The following is an 18,220-nucleotide window of genomic DNA, read 5'->3' as shown; positions in this document are numbered from 1 at the left end:
ATTCCGATCCGGTCTGTGAGATGAACTTTTGTTTCTTTGGTTACAGGTTAATCGCTAAATGTCGGTTATTCTTGTGCATCCAGGACTTTAAGGTCTTCCACAGCAGGGCCCTCAATGACATGGCCTGCATAATCAAAGCGGGAACCATGGCATGGGCAATCCCACGAACGTTCGCCCTCGTTCCATTCGACTTCGCAACCCAGATGGGTGCAGGTGGTATCCACCAGAAACAGCTTGCCACTGGTGTCCTTGTAGGCGCCAGCACGTTTGCCATTATGACGAACGACGGCTCCTTCGTCTTCACCAATATCGCTAACCTTTTTGTGCACAATGCCTACTTTACCGGAGATTAATTCCTTGGCTACATTCACATTTTCCACAATAAAGTGTTTCATACCAGGATCGGCCTTGAATCTTGCCGGATCGAATATGGCAGCATGAGGGTTGTCACGACCGGTGATGCGATCCGCAAGAAGGTGTCCTGCCATCGTGCCAGTTGTCATTCCCCATTTGGCAAACCCGGTCGCCACATAGACTCGTTCATGTCTTCCGGTAATCGGTCCGATGTAAGGCACCTTGTCGATGGAGATCAGATCCTGGGCTGACCAGCGAAAAGGAATGTTGCGAATGCCAAATGTCTCCGCTGCGAACTGCTCTAGGCGTTCATAATGACCAAAGGTACAGATGCCTTGTCCAGTTTTGTGATTTTCGCCGCCAAAAAGGATGTGTTCCTTCCCGTTATGTAAGACGGTACGCAAGGAGCGGTAAGGTGTATCGTCCGAGATGTACATGCCGCCCACATAGGGTTTCTCCGGTTCGACTAATACAGCGTAGGATCGTTCGGCGTGTAATCGTGTGAAATAAAATCCGGGATCATAGACGGGAAAATGAGAAGCCACGACAATATGTTCCGCTGTTACGGATGGGCCATCTCCATAAGTTCTGACATGTAGTGAAGCATCTTCCTCTACATCCGTAACTGTCGTATGCTCGTAGATCTGTACACCTTGTTTCACAGCGGAATCGAGCAAGTAGTGCAGGTAGGCCAGCGGATCAAATCGTGCCTGACCCGGCATGCGAATGCCTGCCCTTGCGGGAACTGGAATAGGGAGTGGGTCTACCCACTCACCAGGGATATTGAGTTTGCCATAGGCGGTCAGCTCGATCTCCAGTTTTTTGATGTTTTCCTCTGATTGAATGTAGACGTAGGCATCTTCCTCTGCCCACTGGCAATCAATCTGTTTTTCCTTCACCAGATTGCGCATCCACTTGGCGGCATCGGCATTGCCTTCATAGTACATCCGAGCCTGTTCTTGTCCGAAGTGATGCATAATTTCATCAAATATGACACCGTGCTGTGCAGATACCTTGGCCGTGGTATGACCGGTCGTGCCATCCAATACTTTTCCAGCCTCCAGCACGACTACACGCATACCCGTCTGCGCGAGCAGATAGGCTGTAGTGATCCCGGCAATACCGGCACCAATAATCGCTACATCAGCGGTGATATCTTCTGTCAGTTTCGGATAGCTATCGAATTCATGCGTAGCACGCCACAGTGATTCGGGGACCGGGGGCAGACCCGTCTTGGGCTGCTGATTGTCGCTCATTTTTTTTCCTCCTTGATTATCTTCAATCTATCGAATGGGATGTTGTTCAGCGCACATCGTTGTACTCTTATTCATGATTGCCAGACTATGCCAGGAAAAAACGGTGTTGTTCAGATTTTGCAGAGGGGATGTTCACAATTTCCTGTGCAGAACCTCTGTTTTTTTTGTTAAACATGCTTTATGATAAGATTACCGAAACCGTTTTAGGTTTTGGAAAGGAGATCAAGTTATACACCTGTAAACGTTGATTATAAAAGGATTAATTGATCCATCGGAAGAAGTATTTCATACGAATTAACCCTCGTTTTTTCTTGAGATATGTATTCGCTATCATTTAATTAACTACCGATAACCAAAGGAGATTCTATATGACGACCAACCAAACGAAATATCCGTTTCAAGATACAGCACTAGAGTTAGACACCCGGGTGAAGGACCTTGTATCCCGCTTGACGGAAGATGAAAAAATTGAATCCATGCTGCAATATCAACCGGCAGTAGACCGCCTGGGTGTGCCTGCATACAAACACGGCACAGAAGCGGCCCACGGCTTGGCCTGGCTTGGAGAAGCAACATCTTTCCCACAACCGGTGGGGCTTGCGTGCACATGGGATGCGGACCTGATGAAGGAGATTGGCTCCGTACTCGGAGACGAGGCGCGTGTATTTTATAAACGAAATCCGGCAGTGAACGGTCTTACGCTGTGGGCACCTACAGTGGATATGGAACGTGACCCGCGTTGGGGACGGAATGAAGAGGCGTATGGTGAAGATCCGGAACTGACAGCCGAGCTGACAACAGCATTGGTGAAAGGAATTCAGGGCGACCATCCGAAGTATTACAAAGCGGTTGCTACTTTGAAGCATTTTCTTGCGAATAATAACGAAGTTGATCGTGGAAGCGGTTCGTCCAGCATTGATCCACGTAACATGCGTGAGTATTATCTGAAGGCGTTTGAGAAGCCATTTAAGGAAGGCGGCGCACAGTCCATGATGACGGCGTACAACTCTATTAATGGTACGCCAGCGTTGTTGCATCCTTTTGTGAACGAGATTGTCAAAGGTGAATGGGGCATGGATGGTTTCATTGTCAGTGATGCAGGTGACGTAATGGGCATCATGAATGATCATAAATACTATGATTCCCACACACCAGGTACGGTAGAGTCTGTTAAAGCTGGAATTGATAGCATCACCGATGATGCTGAGCTGTCCAAACAGGCACTGCGTGAAGGATTGGAACAAAGTACACTCACGATGGATGACATCGACAAAGCGTTGTTTAATACGTTCCGTGTGCGTTTCCGTCTGGGCGAGTTCGATCCGGAAGAGGGCAACCCGTACGCTGCTATTGGTGAAGAGTCCATGATGACGGAGAAAGCAAAAGAACTGTCGCTCAGAGCTGCTAGAGAACAAGTAGTATTGCTCAAAAACGACAAAGGCGCGCTCCCGCTGGACAAAACAAAAGCTGGTAAAGTGGCTGTGATTGGTCAATTGGGCGGAACCGTATATCGTGACTGGTATGCAGGCACCATGCCGTATAACGTATCCCCGCTTGAGGCGATCCGTGGCAAAGTAGGCAGCGACAAAGTGGCGTTCAAGGATGGTAATGATCGTATTACGTTAACTTCCGTAGCCAATGGGAAGAAAATTGGACTGACAGAAGGTGAAAAATCACCTGTGATTGCTTCGGGAGAAGCGGAGACGTTCATGGTTTCCGACTGGGGCTTCGGAAGTTATACCTTGCAGGCCGAAAGCAACGGCAAATATCTGACGACAGATGAAGAGACCGTAACGGCTTCCGCAGATGAAGTGTACGGCTGGTTCGTGAAGGAAGTATTCCACCTGTTGCCACAAGAGGATGGCAGTGTAGGTCTGACTACTTGGAATGGCAAAACGGTGACTGCACCTAATGGTGGAAACGATGCATTCGTAGTGTCCGAAGAACTGAAAACCTTTGGTGCCACAGAGACGTTCAAGCAGGATGTGGTTGTGAACGGACTTGAAGAAGCGGTAGCAGCGGCTAAGGCTGCGGAAACAGCGATTGTCTTTGTTGGTAATAATCCGCTTGTAAATGGTAAAGAAGAGATTGACCGTCCAAGTCTGGATCTCGCCGAATCCCAGCAACGTCTGGTTGAGGCGGTCTATGCCGCGAACCCGAACACGGTAGTTGTCATCGTGGGTAGTTATCCGTTCACATCCAACTGGGTCCAGGAGAACATCCCGGCGGTATTGTATACTTCACACGCAGGACAGGAACTGGGTAACGCAGTAGCTGACGTCTTGTATGGCGACTATGCACCAGCAGGCCGTCTGAATATGACATGGGTACAATCGGCAGATCAACTGACCGACATCAAAGATTACGATATCATTCAATCCGGTCGGACATATCAATATTTTGAAGGCAATGTATTGTATCCGTTTGGACATGGTCTGACGTATGCAACGTTTAAATACAGCAATTTGGAACTTAGCCCAGCTCAAGTGGGTACAGAGGGCAACGTAACGGTAACTGTAGATGTAACCAATACGGGTTCAATTGCCAGCGACGAGGTTGTACAGTTGTACGTTCGTGCAGGCAAATCCCGGGTGAAACGTCCACTCAAAACGTTAAAAGGATTCCGTCGTCTTCATATCGAAGCGGGAGCTACAGCGAAGGTCAGCTTTACTTTGCCTGTTCAGGAACTGGCAATCTGGGATGTAACTCGTGATCGGTATGTCGTGGAAAGTGGAACTTACTCTATTATGGTTGCCAAGTCATCCTCCGATGTTCAGCTGGTTGCAGACCTGACGGTAGAAGGAGAGACGATCCCTGCCCGTAATCTGGGTGTGGCTACTCGTGCCGAGAATTATGATGCTTACCTGGGTGTTGATCTGGATGAAAGCAAAGAGGGCGGAAGTGCTGTCCGTGTAGTTGGTGAGCAAGGATGGATTGCCTTTAAGGATGCCGATCTGGGTAGTGGGGCAGCAGCAATTGAAGCTCGTGTATCCGCGGAAAAAGCAGGCGCTGTGTTGGAAGTTCGACTCGGTTCACCAGACGGTACGCTCGCAGGACGTGTGGAACTGGCACAAGGTGAAGCCCAGCAGTGGTCTACCGTGAAGGCGGAACTCACAGGTGCATCAGGTGCGCAGGATGTATACATTGTGTTGTCTGCGGGTGTGCGCATCAGTCACTTTGAGATTCGTTAAGTCAAATAGCTCATGAAAAAGCCTCCGAACTTATTCGGAGGCTTAGTTTGTTGTTTAATGACCATTTTGCATAAATCCCCTGAGCGGTAGGAAACGAATTATACAAATTTCTATGATATGAACCGTGCTTGTATTGTCCATCGCACGTATTTTTATTTTCCGTCAAACGTAATCATTTTTTGCACAAATTGCTTCAATTGTTTGTTGGTTTCATTCAGTTGCTCAATTGTACTCATGAAATTGTTTACGAGTTCAGCCTGCTCTTGGGAGCTTGCAGTGATCTCACCAAGTTCATTCTCCATGCCTTGAATGGATTGCCGAACCGAGAGAAGAGAATCTTCAATACGGGCTGTTGCTTCTTTGGTATCCACAGACAGTTTGCGAATTTCTTTGGCAACAACGCCAAAACCTGCACCAGCTTCCCCTACACGAGCAGCTTCAATGGCAGCATTCAAGCCGAGCAGATTGGTTTGTTCGGAGATTTCACGAATGAAACTGGCAACCTGAGTGACATTGCCTGATTTCTGTACGGCTTGTTTGGAATTGTTCCGGATCTCTTCGGTTGTGGCACTGAGTTCCTCGGAGTGTGCAGCTACATGCTGTACACTGTCAATTAACTGGTTAGTCAGATTTTCGGTAGCATCCATGAGCTGTTGCAACTGGTCTTGGTCATCCATACTGTAGAGCAGATTAAACAGGGCGATGACTTCACCTTTTTCATTTTTAATGGGGATAAAAGCCACGTCAAAAGGAACACCGAATAAATCTTTAGGGTAGTGATCGAATCGTTTGACTGTACCGCCGTTGAGATCAGCAAAATTTCGATTTCCATCCAATAGAGGGTCGCCGGGTTGATAATTCAGTTGTTTTAACGATTCCCCTGCTGAGAAATATAGGAATTTCTCATGATCAATCACGGAGAGGGTTACATCCTGACGAATCGTATCTCGAAAGAAAGGCATACATGTAATTAATGCTTGAACAATATCCATATAAAAGATGATTCCTCCCTGGTTACCTTATGTAAACGGTTAAATTTTAAATGCTAACTTAATAACTACCTATATTATATATCGTCATGCAATAGAGAAGAAAATAGAGAGAATGGATAAAACCTATTTCTTAAAGAAGACCGCTATACGCCAACAAGACACGAGTCCGCTGGGGACCCGTGCCTTGTTAGTTGGTGAGGGGAATAAAACCAATGTTACAGCATACTGAGCTGCATTGTAACGATGGTTCGAGTGGCTAGTGTTGCACTGACATCAATCAAACGCTGATTCCGGCTGCCGCGGAAGGGAAGGGAAACATCACGCTCCGCTTCAACGTATCGACCGTCAATAATCACATCACACAACCGGGCAAGCTCTGCTCTTGCAGGGTCGGTAATCAGTTCTTCATATTCGAATCCCGTGTAGGCCCATACCGTCAGATCAGGCCGTGCAGCGCGGAACTGCTGGACCCAAGACGTACATTCTGCTGCCGAGAAAAAGGGATCACCACCACACAACGTAACGCCATCCAGCAATGGATGGGTCGTCACTTCATGCAGAATCTGCTGCTGCCGCTCCTCTGTAAAGGGCTCACCCGCTCGAAAGCTCCATGAATCCGGACTGAAGCAGCCCGGACAGGCGTGACGACATCCGCTGATGAACAACACGGCACGCAGGCCGGTCCCTTCATTTACCGATTCCGGGATGTAACCATATAGATTCACCGGTGCTTCACCCGATCCCGCACTTCAGCTTGTTTCGCAGCATTGAAGCGTACTTTGTAATCCCCGGTCAGATAGCCAGTTACGCGGCGTAACCGCTGGAAGTGTACATGGTTCTCGTGGGCTTCACAGTTTGGGCATACATCCCCAATAACGCCTTCATAACCACATGCAGGGCAGCGATCAATTGGATGATTAATGGAGAAATAACCGATATCCTGCGCCAGTGCATACTGTACAATTCGCAGGAAAGCTGCGGTGTTGGCCCGAACGTTTCCGTCAAGCTCCACATAGGAGATCGCACCCGCGTTACATAAAGTGTGGAATGGGGCCTCCAGTTCAATCTTCCGATATGCTGGAAGCGTGTGGTAGACCGGGATATGGAATGAATTCGTATAATACTCCCGATCATTCACTCCGGGAATAATACCATAACGCTCTCTGTCGATCTTCGTGAATTTGCCGGACAACCCTTCAGCAGGTGTGGCAAACAGTGTGATATTCAAGTTATGCTGCTCGCTCATCCGGTCACAGAACTCTCTCATGGTCCGAATAATGTTGAGCGCTTCGCGATGTACATGAGGGTCCTGCCCATGATGGCGCCCATAGAGAGCTGTCATACATTCCGCGAGACCGATAAAACCAAGAGATAATGTTCCATGCTTTAATAGATCGGCAACAGGCTCGTTCGGGCCAAGCTGTTCTCCACCTTCCCATACACCCTCTCGCATCATGAAGTCCGATGCCTTGGCAGGCTGTGCTGTCTGAATTCGGTAGCGGTGCAGCAGGCCGGAAGCGGCATTATGCATAACCGACTCCAAAGCAGTATAGAATCCGGCCCGGTCAGCGACAGCTCTGGCACCTTGGCAGATGCCAAACCGGATGCCGAGCTTCACGAGGTTAATGGTGTTGAAGGACAGATTACCTTTACCACTTTGACGATTGCGACCAAACCGGTCAGCCAGTGTACGTGTGCGGCATCCCATAGTTGCAATGATTGTATCCGGATCTTCCGGATGATAGAAAGGCAGATTGAAAGAGGCATCCACATTGACAAAGTTAGGATACATCCGCCGGGATGAACAGGTGACTGCGAGCCGGAACAGATCATAGTTCGGCTCTCCTTGAGCCTGATTGATCCCCTGTTTACATTGGAAAATATGTTGAGGGAACACGGGAGTCTCCCCGTTGCCCAGGCCACGAATGGTTGCTTCCAGCAACGAGCGTGATACCAACCGTCCTTCCGCAGAAGTACATAATCCATAGTTCAGTGAAGTAAATGGAATCTGACCACCTGCCCGGCTGCTCATCGTATTCAGGTTATGAATCAGTGATTCAGCAGCTTGTCCTGTCTCCAATTCAGTTTCTTCATAGGCGAAGGCATATGCGCGCGGGCACTGATTCTTCGCTTCGATGCTGTCCAAGTGAAGCTGTTCATCCTCGATCAGAATATTTTCACCAAAGAGCCGTTGCCCTTTGCGGTAATGTTTGCGGAACGATCGCTGTACATAAGGAGCCAGATCCCAGTCAATTTTATTGGCCGATACACCGCCATATTGACTGTTCTGCTGGGATTGGAAGATGATCGCAACCAGAGCCATGGCAGACATGATCGTCTGAGGTGTGCGAACCGATCCGTTGCCTGTATTGAAACCCGCAGCAAGGAGACGGTCAAACGGGATAAAGATACAGTTGGTCGTTCCAAGTGCATACTGATCCAGATCGTGTACATACAGATCCCCATTCTCCACAGCTTGAGCAAGCTCTTCCGGTAACACATGACGCAGAGCATGCCACTTGGCGGTCTCCGAACCGAGCCTGCTCATCTTACCACTGAAGGAATCCCCGTTCAGATTTGCATTTTCCCTCAGCGTATCGGCGTCTTCTGCGCCAATAATTCGTCTTCCCAGGTCGGATAATAGATCGGATGCCGGTGGAGTGGCATACTCAAGCATGTTCATGTAAGGTTCCTCCTAAAATGATTTTGGTTATCATTCAATTCACGTTAAATACTATATGTAGATTCGTATTATCCATTTATAAACTATATGTGGTTTTTTGGGTGTGATAATGATCACACAGCTTACTGAACAAAATGGACTTTCCTTTAATTGCTGCGGATAAAGGTTCCCAAAGTCTGAGCGGAAGCGTATAATTTCTAGTTATTCTGCAAGTATAATATCCGAAGTCGGACAAGATGGACTTTAATCAAGCTGAAAAGGCGAGTTGCAATGAATTCGCGGTCGTTAAACCATCCGTTTAAGACCTGCTTTTGTCCGCAAATGGGCAATAGGCAGGGAGTATGATTCTCTTATACTTCTACGGTGTTAATCATATAAGTATAGATTGTGACAGCTATTCGGATTTTTGATGACCCCTGTACGTGATTAAACATTCTGAAATACAGATTTGAAAGTGCAGCTAAGATAAGAGGGGTGAATCATGGGGACGGCAGAAGGCATTACAAGAGGCTTCTATGAAGATATAAAGGAAGCTGCGGCCCATATCGTAGACGTATTAAGTGGTATATTGAAGGTCAATACCATCTTTGTTGCCACGAATGACGGGGTGACCAATGTCATTTTGGAGGCCTTTAATCGTACGGAAGAGTTAGTTGTTAAAGGCAGTGCACTTCCATTTACGGATTCATATTGCAGCCTGGTATTAAGAGACAACGGTAGCGTTCTTACGATCCCGGATACATGTGAACATCCGATGACACGATCCATGGGCGTTACGAGCGGACTTGGCAATCGCTTCTTTGTGGGCGTGCCTATTATGAGAAGATCGGGCGAAACATTTGGCACCATCTGTCTGATGGATGATCCTGGTTATGTGATCAGCGAAACCGATATGAAGACACTGAAGGCGATGGCTGTATTCCTGGGTTATGTTGTTGATCTGGAAAGCACGTTGCATGTTCAGGAGCAGAAATTGAGTGATTCGGAACAAATGCAAGAACAGCTCCAGGCAGAGAAAGAACGTGCCGAATCTGAGGCTATGACCAAAACACAGATGTTGAAGCTAATGAGTCACGAGATTCGCAATCCTTTGAACGGTATTTTGGGACTGACAGATCTGATGCGCACACCGGATATGCCTGAGGAGCAGTCCGAATATGTGAACATGATTGAGACAAGCGGCAATATTCTGCTTTCCTTGCTGAATAATATGATGAATTTCAACACTAATGAAGCAGGTAAAACGGTTATACATGATGATCCGTTTGATCTGGTAGGCACCATTGAGAATACCGTGTATCTCTATGCCGGGATTGCGACGGGCAAGAACATTGAGCTGGGATTAAATCTTGAACTGAATGTATCTCAAGTGTTCGTTGGTGATGAAGTCAAGATTGGACAGTTGCTTGCACACGTCATTCAATATGCTCTCGATTCAACGCGTGAAGGTTCCGTTCTGATCACAGCAGTGGTGAACGGAGAAGAATTGGAGGAGACTGGTACACTTCAGCTCAAGGTGAAGTACACGGGTCAGATGTTATCGGACAAGAAGACACCAACCTTTAACAGCCAAGATGAAAAATTGAATATCCAAAAACTGATTGGAAGCAATCTGGGTTTAGCTGTAAGCCAGAATCTTGCCATTCTCATGCATGGCCGTATTCAGGTGAGCAGTGTGAAGGAAAATGAGACGGAATTCAACATTTCACTTCCGTTACGCAGATACTGGGAGTTACCTCAGCTCGCAAGTGTTCAGCAGCGGTTAAAAGGGAAAAAGGTGTTACTTGCCAAGGACCCTGACATTTTGCAAGGTGTCTCTTCCCTGATGCGTAGGTGGGAGATGGATGTACACATGACCTCGGGTGTGACATTAGCGCATGATTGGATCAAGGAAGGATTCATGCCGGATGTAGCCGTTGTGGATATGGGATTAATGGAAGGCGGCGCGGTTGATTTTGTACATGAACTGAAACAGCGACTGGAGAATCTGCCCGTCATTGTTCTTGTTCCTTATGGTATGCACATTGAATTGCATGAAGCAGAAGCCTTTGATGCTGTTCTGACCAAGCCGGTCAGACAGGCTGATCTGTTGAATGCATTGAGCATTACTTTGCCTTAGATCATGATCATAGATCTTTATTCGGCGCACCTTATAGGTGCGCTTTTTTTCATCTTCCATTTTCTGAGCCAAAGCCCTTTTATTCCGAGCTGGTTACGTTACAATAGAAAGTGAACTTCATCTTTATAACCAACAGAGGAGGATATGCAATCAATGGATTATCGCAGATTAGGTGGAAGCGGACTGAAAGTAAGCGAGATTAGCCTGGGAAGCTGGCTGACGTACGGAGGGTATGTGGAACGTGAGAATGCGGTGAAATCAATTGAAACTGCATTTGATGAAGGCATTAACTTTTTTGATACTGCCAATGTATACGAACGGGGTGCAGCAGAAGAACTGCTGGGGCAGACGCTCAAAGCATATTCCCGTGACTCTTATGTACTTGCAACCAAAGTATTTGGCAAAATGGGTGATGGTCCGAATGACCAGGGGTTGTCTCGCAAACATATCAAAGAGCAATGTGAAGCCAGCTTGAAGCGCCTAGGCGTTGAATATGTGGATATCTATTACTGCCATCGTTATCATACCGAAACACCAATTGAAGAAACACTCCGCGCGCTCGATGATCTGGTACGCCAAGGCAAAGTGTTATATGTAGGCGTCAGCCAATGGACTGCGGCTCAGATGGAAGCTGCGTTGGGTACAGCAGACCGTCTGCTCCTGGATCGTATCGTGGTCAATCAGCCGGTGTACAACATGTTTGACCGTTATATTGAAAATGAGATTATCCCGCTCGGCGAGCGTAAAGGCATTGGACAAGTTGTATACTCCCCGCTTGCTCAAGGTCTATTGACCGGGAAATATACGTCCGTTTCCGATATCCCAGAGAATAGCCGTGCTGCCAAGCTAGGATGGGACGAAGGAAAGATCAATGCGGATCGTATCGGGAAAGTTCGTCAACTGATTGAAGTGGCGGATAAGCTGGATCTGAAGGTTGGGCAACTGGCCCTTGCCTGGATTCTGCGCCAAAACAATGTATCCAGTGCACTTGTAGGGGCGAGTCGTCCCGAGCAGGTAAAAGAGAACGCGGCTGCATCTGGCGTGAAGCTGGATGCTGCCATTGTGGAGGAGATTGAGAGCATCCTTGCTTGATCTCCTGTCATTACACAAGCTGAGATGATATGCAATGATCTATAAAGAAAGGGATGTCCTGTGCGCCTGAATAGGCGAACGAGACATCCCTTTTTTGGAGCGTTGAAAGGTTAGATTATTGAAGGGTTAGATCTTACTTTAAAGCGTAAGAGGCAAGGAACGAAAAGTTAAGGCGCACACACGGTTACGCCCTGTATTCTTGGCTTCATATAAAGCACGATCGGCCTGTTCGAAGAAGTCGTCATCGTCATGATCATCACAATGATCGGGGTACACGGCTACACCAATGGAGATGGTTAGACGTGTCGTGTGCCCGTCAGGCAGAGCAAAATGGTATTTCTCTACAGCCTGTCGTATAGATTCGGCGGTAGCCACGGCCTGACGGTGTCCACAGTCGAGCAAGAGAATGGCGAATTCTTCCCCACCATTTCGTGATACGATATCAGCAGAACGTGCATGTTCAACGAGCAGTTGTCCAAGTTGCTTCAGGACAGCATCGCCGGCGGAATGACCATAGGTATCATTTACCTTTTTGAATCGGTCAATATCAATGGCAAGCAAGGAAAGCTTCTGTTGGTAATCCCGCGCACGCTGAAGTTCCAGTTGAAGTGATTTTTCGAACTGTCGTCGATTGCTCAGGTTGGTAAGATGATCGGTAGAAGCTCTTTTTTCCAATAGAAATAACATTTCATTGGATTTATTAATGAATTCTGCAATGAAATAGATAAATATTCCACCGGCAAAAGAAATGGTCATTTGTAACGGATATATCTTCATTAATGAATTCATGCTGTCCGTGTTCAACATAAGAATGATAAAGATTAATGTCATGCCAAGCAGATTCATTGTAATTATTTTGGTCAGTCTGGACCAGGGAGCATAGGCGAAGTATACACCGGACAGTCCGATCAGAGTCATGACAAAACCTGCATCTATGGCAGAGGATGATAAGCCGAACATCAGAATACGAATGATCGAGATCATGAGTCCCGTAACGACCGAAGCCAATCCTCCCATATATACCGCTGCGGTAACGATGGCCAGATGCCGTAGATCTACAATCGTAGTTTCGTTCAGAGGGAATGAATAGTTCATGAGTACTGTGCCATATATACCGAATAATAAGCCGCCGATCAACTGAACACGTAACGAGGGAAAAGGCAATCGGATACTATAGAACTTTGCGATGATCCCGGACACATACATAAACGTAATCATGACACAGATATTAATGAAAAAAGTGCTAAACAACCGACATTCCCCCTTTTTACGCACATCCCTATATTTTATCTGAAAAGTGGTGCTGTAGCGAACCATATTATCCCAAATTTATGAGGGGATTGCTGGTAAAGGTGGTTTATTTGCATATACAGGATGTTAGAGTGATATTGACTTCAATATGCAATGAGATTTATACTTAATCTAAATCAAAATATATTCCTTCTTTTTGGGAAGACCATCATAAGTAGAAGATCAGTGTCTGATTTCATATAAAATGGATCAATAATAAAGGAGAAATGGTTGTGAGAACTTTAAATCTGACGATACAACGGCAAGCGGTATATGATGTGGTGCGCCATTCAGAGGATCACCCGACAGCTGCTGATGTCATGAATCGACTCGTGGAACAAGGATATAATCTGGCCTATGGTACGGTGTATAATTCTCTTCGTTATCTGACGGACAAAGAATTGATACGGGAACTTAAACTCGGAGAGACAGCAAGCCGGTACGATGCCCGTATGGATGATCATCAGCACATTATGTGTGAAGTGTGCGGCAAAGTGGACGAGGTGATGACAGAGGTTCCTCCACAATGGATGAAACAGGTAGCTGAAGAAACCGGATATGCAATCGATCATGCTCATGTGGTCTTTGGAGGTGTCTGCGGGGAATGCAGAAACAAACGGATCAAGTGAAAATAAAATTGCCTGGCCGCCGTTTACCCCTAAGGGTTAAACCAGCCTTGTCTGACTCAACACCCCTTGTGGACAATTGTCCTGTTACACGGCGTGTTATTCTGATCAGCCCCATGCCGGGGCAGGTTCATGAACTGGTAAAGGCCTTAACGGATAGCTGCTTTGATGTACTGGTCTTCCATCGCTGGGAACCGGATCTGCATGAGCGTCTTGTCTTTGATCTGTTGATCTATGATCTGTCTGTGGCTGGAACGATCGATGCATTTGCCGGCATTAGCAGCCGATTGAATCGTGAGGCTGAGCATACAACCCCTTGTCTGTATCTGGTCGGTGAGAAGATGATTGGCAGCGCAAGTGGACCGATGCTTCAGGAGGAATTGCTGGTGTGGCCTGCACGCCCGCAGGAAGCTCTATACCGAGTGCAGCGCATGATTGGCAACAGCCCTGCTCTTCCCAACCGTGGTTTTTTGCCTGAGGAAGGGCACCGTATCGGATTTAAAGATCTGTGGCTCGACCGTGAACGGATGAGTGTACAGCGCGATAATAACCGGATTCATCTAACCAAGACCGAATATGATCTGTTACTCAAGCTGATTGATGCCAAAGGTGCAGTCATTTCCCGTGAGGAAATGCTCAGCGATATCTGGGAGACGGACTTTACGGGTGGAAGTAATGTGGTCGATGTTCATATCAAAAGCTTGCGCAAAAAATTGGGCGATAATGCTTCTTCGCCGCAATATATTGTAACAGTAAGAGGAGTGGGCTACCGCCTGGCGGATTAGTCCGCTTTTTTTTTGCCCAAATTTTATCTTTCACTTCATGCTTTTTCGGGTACTACCTAATAGATAGGCAGATCAGAATCATTCCCTTAAAACATGTTCATAGTTCATTCATGAATGTTGAAGAACCTCATCTTAATCTCATGTGAACCTCATGCAAGAGCAGAGTGGGACATGTTAGAATCAATTTAACAGTTAGATCAAGTCTAAATGTATATTTAAACCGAAGCCGAATATGATTTTAATAGTAGATATATAACAGCCGTGAGACCCATTAGAGGAGGACGACATGATGACAGAACGTATGACTACAAATCAGGGCGCACCTGTAGGTGATAACCAGAATTCCCGCACAGCAGGCAGAAGAGGGCCGACACTGCTTGAAGACTACCATCTCATTGAGAAAATAGCCCACTTTGACCGTGAACGTATTCCCGAAAGAGTCGTACATGCGAGAGGTGCCGGAGCTCATGGTGTATTCACGCTGGAGCAGAGTATGAAGGCTTATACAACAGCTGACTTCCTACAAGATCCAGGTACGGAGACGGATGTGCTGGTTCGTTTTTCAACCGTTATTCATGGTACGGGATCACCAGAGACTGCACGAGATCCACGTGGATTTTCCGTCAAATTCTACACACGGGAAGGCAACTATGATCTCGTCGGCAATCATCTGCCCGTTTTCTTCATTCGTGATGCGATGAAGTTCCCTGATATGGTGCATTCCTTGAAGCCGGCTCCGGATACAAATATTCAGGAACCTGCCCGATATTGGGACTTTATGACCCTCTCACCGGAATCAACACATATGATGACCTGGTTGTTCTCTGATCTAGGCACACCAGCAAGTTATCGGGAGATGGATGGTTTCAGCGTACATGCTTTCAAATGGATTAATGCACAGGGACAGGTCCACTATGTGAAATACAAATGGGAGTCTGCACAAGGCGTGCGAGGCTTCTCTCGTCAGGAAGCTGCCGAGGTACAGGGGCAAGACTTTAATCATGCTACCCGGGACCTGCATGAACATATCAAGAACGGGCAGTACCCGCAGTGGAAGCTTCAGGTACAGCTCTTGAAGCCTGAGCAAATGGATGATTTTGCTTTTGATCCGCTCGATCCAACCAAAACATGGCCAGAAGATGTATTGCCGTTCCATACGGTAGGGACCATGACCCTGAATCGGAATCCGCAAAACTTCTTTGCTGAAGTGGAACAGGCGGCCTTTTCTCCTAGTGCGCTTGTACCCGGAATTGAGCCTTCCGAAGACAAATTGCTGCAAGGACGCCTATTCTCCTATCCAGATACACAGCGTCACCGGCTTGGACCGAACTATTTGCAAATTCCGGTGAATTGCCCGTACGCACCCGTTCGTAATCATCAGCGTGATGGACTCATGAATGTGAATCAGGACCCATCTCCGGTGAACTATGAACCCAACAGTTCAGGAAACAGCCCGCAAGAAGATCCGGCATACCGGGACAGTCAGGTTCCGTTGCAAGGGCATGTTACACGCGAGAAAATCGAGAAGACGGATGATTATACGCAGTCAGGGGAGCTTTTCCGTTCATTTACTCCTGTAGAGCAGCAGCATTTGCTTGATAATCTGATCAATGACCTTAAGGGGGTATCTGTTGATATTCAAATGCGTGCCCTGTGCCACTTCTTCCGGGCGGATGGGCAGCTTGGCGGACGTTTGGCTCATGGACTCGGCGTGGATATTTCTGCACATATGCCGTCACAGGATGGAAAATAAAGCACATTTTGATCATATTCTACAACATCATACGGACTGATATTCGTTGAAGACCGGGAAAACCGCGAACGTGCGGAATTTCCCGGTCTTTGGCCTTTTTTACTGAAATGGAAAACAAATTTACAAATCATTTACATAAAATAGCTGACATAGAGGTTGACTTCTCATTTGATGGCACTACAATGGGTAGTGTGAGGGGTGTCAGAAAATGAGAATACACAATTTCAAAGTGGGTGAGCGTGGGCTCAACCGATTTTTCGGTCCGCTGGAAGCCAAGATTATGGACATTTTATGGGCTCATCCTGGCAGTAGCATCCGTGAAGTGCAGACCGCACTTGAACAAGACAAAGACGTCAATTTTAATACAGTCATGACCGTGATGAACCGGCTCGTAGACAAGGGACTTCTCGGAAAGTCACAAAAGGGCAGAACATCTTTGTACCAACCGGTACAGAGCAAGGAGGAGTTTATGAACGACCAATCCAAGGAACTGTCACATGAGTTGGTGGATGAATTCGGAGCTTTGGCATTGAATCATATGCTGGATGCGCTGGACGAAGCAGATGCGGGTCTGATTGAACGCTTGGAACAGAAGATCAAACAATGGAAAAAGGATAGCGATTAAGATGTGGAAGACCCGCTCGAAACTTTTGTTTACCGTCGGGTTTGGCATTCCACTACTCGTGTTCATGCAGATGTTCATGTACGCGATGTACAAAATTTTTGGCTGGGATATCCCGTTTAACCTGCTCTGGCTCTGCAATCATTGGATGAGTAGACTGGGATGGTTATCCGTGGGACATTTCCTGCTGGCACTGGTATTGCTGACATTTGCGGGAACAGGTTGGTTGTTAATGGTGCGTATGATGAAAACCAGAGCAGCCGTACGTAAGCTTCGCTCCATGGAAGTGCGTGCATTGTCTCGTGAACTGGAGTCCAAGTATCATCATCTCGGACAGCCAGGATTCATTGTAGTGGACAAGCATTCTCCGGTTGCATTTACAATTGGTCTATGGAGACCTTGCATCGTACTTTCCACGGGGCTTCTGACGATGCTGGATGCAGAAGAGGAGACTGCAGTTGTGTACCACGAAGTCCATCATCTGTGGCACCGTGACCCACTGAAGACAACACTGTTATCGGTATTTGCAATCATGATGCCGTACATTCCCGTATTGAAGCATACTTCGAAACATTACAATATCGTTAGAGAAATTCTGGCAGACAATGAGGCCATTGAGCGTACAGGCAATGTGGCAGGCATTGGCAGTGCTTTGCTCAAGCTGCTCCGTGCTTGTCCTGAACCTTGGGGTGCAAAAGAACTGACCGTTCAATCCTCATTTGCGGATACGTCGGTGAATGTCCGGATTTCACGTCTGCTGGACCCGGAACAGGACGTGACGTTGAGGTTGCCACGTTATGCTGTTCTGATGTCGGCTACTGTTTTTCTATTGCTGTCTATCTTGTTTGTTTGGTCCATCGGATAGATTAATTGGGCTACATGTGAAGTCGAATATAATGAGGAAGGAAGATGAACATGAATAATAAAAGTGTAGAGATTGGATTACTTTTCTCAAGGATTATGATCGGTTTGATCTTTGTATTGCACGGCTGGAGTAAATTTGAAGGTGGAATCAGCGGTACGGTAGGTTTTTTCGAAAGCATTGGTATTCCCGGATTTCTTGCATCCGTTGTAGCCATCATTGAGTTGGTAGGTGGTGCAGCGATGATTCTGGGTCTGGGAACACGTGTGTTTGCTGCCCTGTTTGCCATCGTGATGGTTGGCGTTCTGTTTACAGCCAAAGTGGGTGAGCCGTTCCTGAGTGGTACCGAGTTAGATTACCTGCTTCTTGCGGGTTCCCTGACACTGCTCTTCACAGGAAGCCGCCTCCTGGCCGTGGATTATCTGTTCTCCAGACAGGGGAACGCTCGCCAGAATGTGAGTGCTTGATTTAACTAACGATTGCTAAAAATAATGAAGTGCAGGATGAGTCCTGTAACGAGGTTCTTTATTGGCCAGGCCGGTTCGGGAATTGATTTGCGAACCGGGCTGATCAGTAGAGAACTTTTTTCGAAATA

The 18,220-nt window shown here is 47.1% G+C and carries 14 protein-coding genes; 9 read left to right on the top strand and 5 right to left on the bottom strand.

The genetic code is table 11. From position 1 onward, the window contains the following. Positions 1 to 65 precede the first annotated feature (65 nt). Positions 66 to 1,610 carry an FAD-dependent oxidoreductase gene (locus tag MHH92_RS28170; RefSeq protein ID WP_340031340.1) on the bottom strand — a complete coding sequence of 515 codons (1,545 nt, stop codon included), beginning with the start codon at positions 1,608 to 1,610 and terminating at the stop codon, positions 66 to 68. A 368-nt stretch (positions 1,611 to 1,978) separates the two neighbouring features. Here MHH92_RS28170 and MHH92_RS28165 point away from each other — a divergent pair, with 368 nt between their 5' ends. After that, on the top strand, positions 1,979 to 4,801 hold the full coding sequence (locus MHH92_RS28165) for a glycoside hydrolase family 3 C-terminal domain-containing protein (RefSeq protein ID WP_340907328.1): 2,823 nt from the start codon (positions 1,979 to 1,981) through the stop codon (positions 4,799 to 4,801). Between the two features lie 152 nt (positions 4,802 to 4,953). Here the strand turns inward: MHH92_RS28165 and MHH92_RS28160 are convergent, their stop codons facing one another. The 3 genes from MHH92_RS28160 to MHH92_RS28150 all read right to left on the bottom strand — a co-directional run bounded on the left by MHH92_RS28160 (position 4,954) and on the right by MHH92_RS28150 (position 8,476). Next, the gene (locus MHH92_RS28160) at positions 4,954 to 5,793 is read right to left on the bottom strand and encodes a methyl-accepting chemotaxis protein (RefSeq protein ID WP_036612816.1); all 840 of its coding nucleotides are present in this window, start codon (positions 5,791 to 5,793) and stop codon (positions 4,954 to 4,956) included. A gap of 215 nt (positions 5,794 to 6,008) precedes the next feature. After that, positions 6,009 to 6,518 (bottom strand): anaerobic ribonucleoside-triphosphate reductase activating protein, encoded by a 510-nt coding sequence (nrdG, locus tag MHH92_RS28155; RefSeq protein WP_340907326.1) that lies wholly within the window; start codon positions 6,516 to 6,518, stop codon positions 6,009 to 6,011. Next, entirely contained in the window at positions 6,515 to 8,476 is a 1,962-nt protein-coding gene (locus MHH92_RS28150; RefSeq protein WP_340907325.1) for an anaerobic ribonucleoside triphosphate reductase, read from the bottom strand. Before MHH92_RS28150 ends, nrdG begins: the two co-directional genes overlap by 4 nt. 481 nt (positions 8,477 to 8,957) lie before the next feature. Between MHH92_RS28150 and MHH92_RS28145 the strand changes: the two genes are divergently transcribed. Beyond that, complete coding sequence (locus tag MHH92_RS28145; RefSeq protein WP_340907322.1) at positions 8,958 to 10,595, top strand: hybrid sensor histidine kinase/response regulator; 1,638 nt, start codon at positions 8,958 to 8,960, stop codon at positions 10,593 to 10,595. A 153-nt stretch (positions 10,596 to 10,748) separates the two neighbouring features. Beyond that, positions 10,749 to 11,687 carry an aldo/keto reductase family protein gene (locus tag MHH92_RS28140; protein ID WP_047840782.1) on the top strand — a complete coding sequence of 313 codons (939 nt, stop codon included), beginning with the start codon at positions 10,749 to 10,751 and terminating at the stop codon, positions 11,685 to 11,687. A 138-nt stretch (positions 11,688 to 11,825) separates the two neighbouring features. Here MHH92_RS28140 and MHH92_RS28135 read toward each other — a convergent pair whose 3' ends face one another. Further along, positions 11,826 to 12,938 (bottom strand): GGDEF domain-containing protein, encoded by a 1,113-nt coding sequence (locus MHH92_RS28135; RefSeq protein ID WP_076319286.1) that lies wholly within the window; start codon positions 12,936 to 12,938, stop codon positions 11,826 to 11,828. A gap of 272 nt (positions 12,939 to 13,210) precedes the next feature. On the opposite strand from MHH92_RS28135, the gene MHH92_RS28130 reads away from it, so the two are divergent. From MHH92_RS28130 to MHH92_RS28105, 6 genes are all read left to right on the top strand, one after another. Continuing rightward, positions 13,211 to 13,606, top strand: coding sequence for a Fur family transcriptional regulator (locus MHH92_RS28130; RefSeq protein ID WP_036612807.1), 396 nt, complete (start codon positions 13,211 to 13,213; stop codon positions 13,604 to 13,606). Beyond that, positions 13,582 to 14,388, top strand: coding sequence for a winged helix-turn-helix transcriptional regulator (locus tag MHH92_RS28125; protein WP_036612804.1), 807 nt, complete (start codon positions 13,582 to 13,584; stop codon positions 14,386 to 14,388). Before MHH92_RS28130 ends, MHH92_RS28125 begins: the two co-directional genes overlap by 25 nt. A gap of 289 nt (positions 14,389 to 14,677) precedes the next feature. Next, positions 14,678 to 16,141 (top strand): catalase, encoded by a 1,464-nt coding sequence (locus MHH92_RS28120; protein ID WP_340907802.1) that lies wholly within the window; start codon positions 14,678 to 14,680, stop codon positions 16,139 to 16,141. A 208-nt stretch (positions 16,142 to 16,349) separates the two neighbouring features. After that, a complete protein-coding gene (locus MHH92_RS28115; protein ID WP_036612800.1) occupies positions 16,350 to 16,766 on the top strand; it encodes a BlaI/MecI/CopY family transcriptional regulator in 417 nt (138 codons plus the stop codon). Between the two features lies 1 nt (position 16,767). After that, positions 16,768 to 17,628 carry a M56 family metallopeptidase gene (locus tag MHH92_RS28110; protein WP_036667841.1) on the top strand — a complete coding sequence of 287 codons (861 nt, stop codon included), beginning with the start codon at positions 16,768 to 16,770 and terminating at the stop codon, positions 17,626 to 17,628. A 50-nt stretch (positions 17,629 to 17,678) separates the two neighbouring features. Beyond that, positions 17,679 to 18,092 (top strand): DoxX family protein, encoded by a 414-nt coding sequence (locus tag MHH92_RS28105; RefSeq protein WP_100528505.1) that lies wholly within the window; start codon positions 17,679 to 17,681, stop codon positions 18,090 to 18,092. The last annotated feature ends 128 nt before the right edge of the window (positions 18,093 to 18,220 follow it).

This window comes from Paenibacillus sp. FSL M7-1414 (genome assembly GCF_038003195.1).
In the GTDB taxonomy this organism is placed as follows: domain Bacteria; phylum Bacillota; class Bacilli; order Paenibacillales; family Paenibacillaceae; genus Paenibacillus; species Paenibacillus amylolyticus.
Note: the sequence above shows the minus strand (reverse complement) of the source record. Positions and strands in the feature narration are given on the sequence as shown.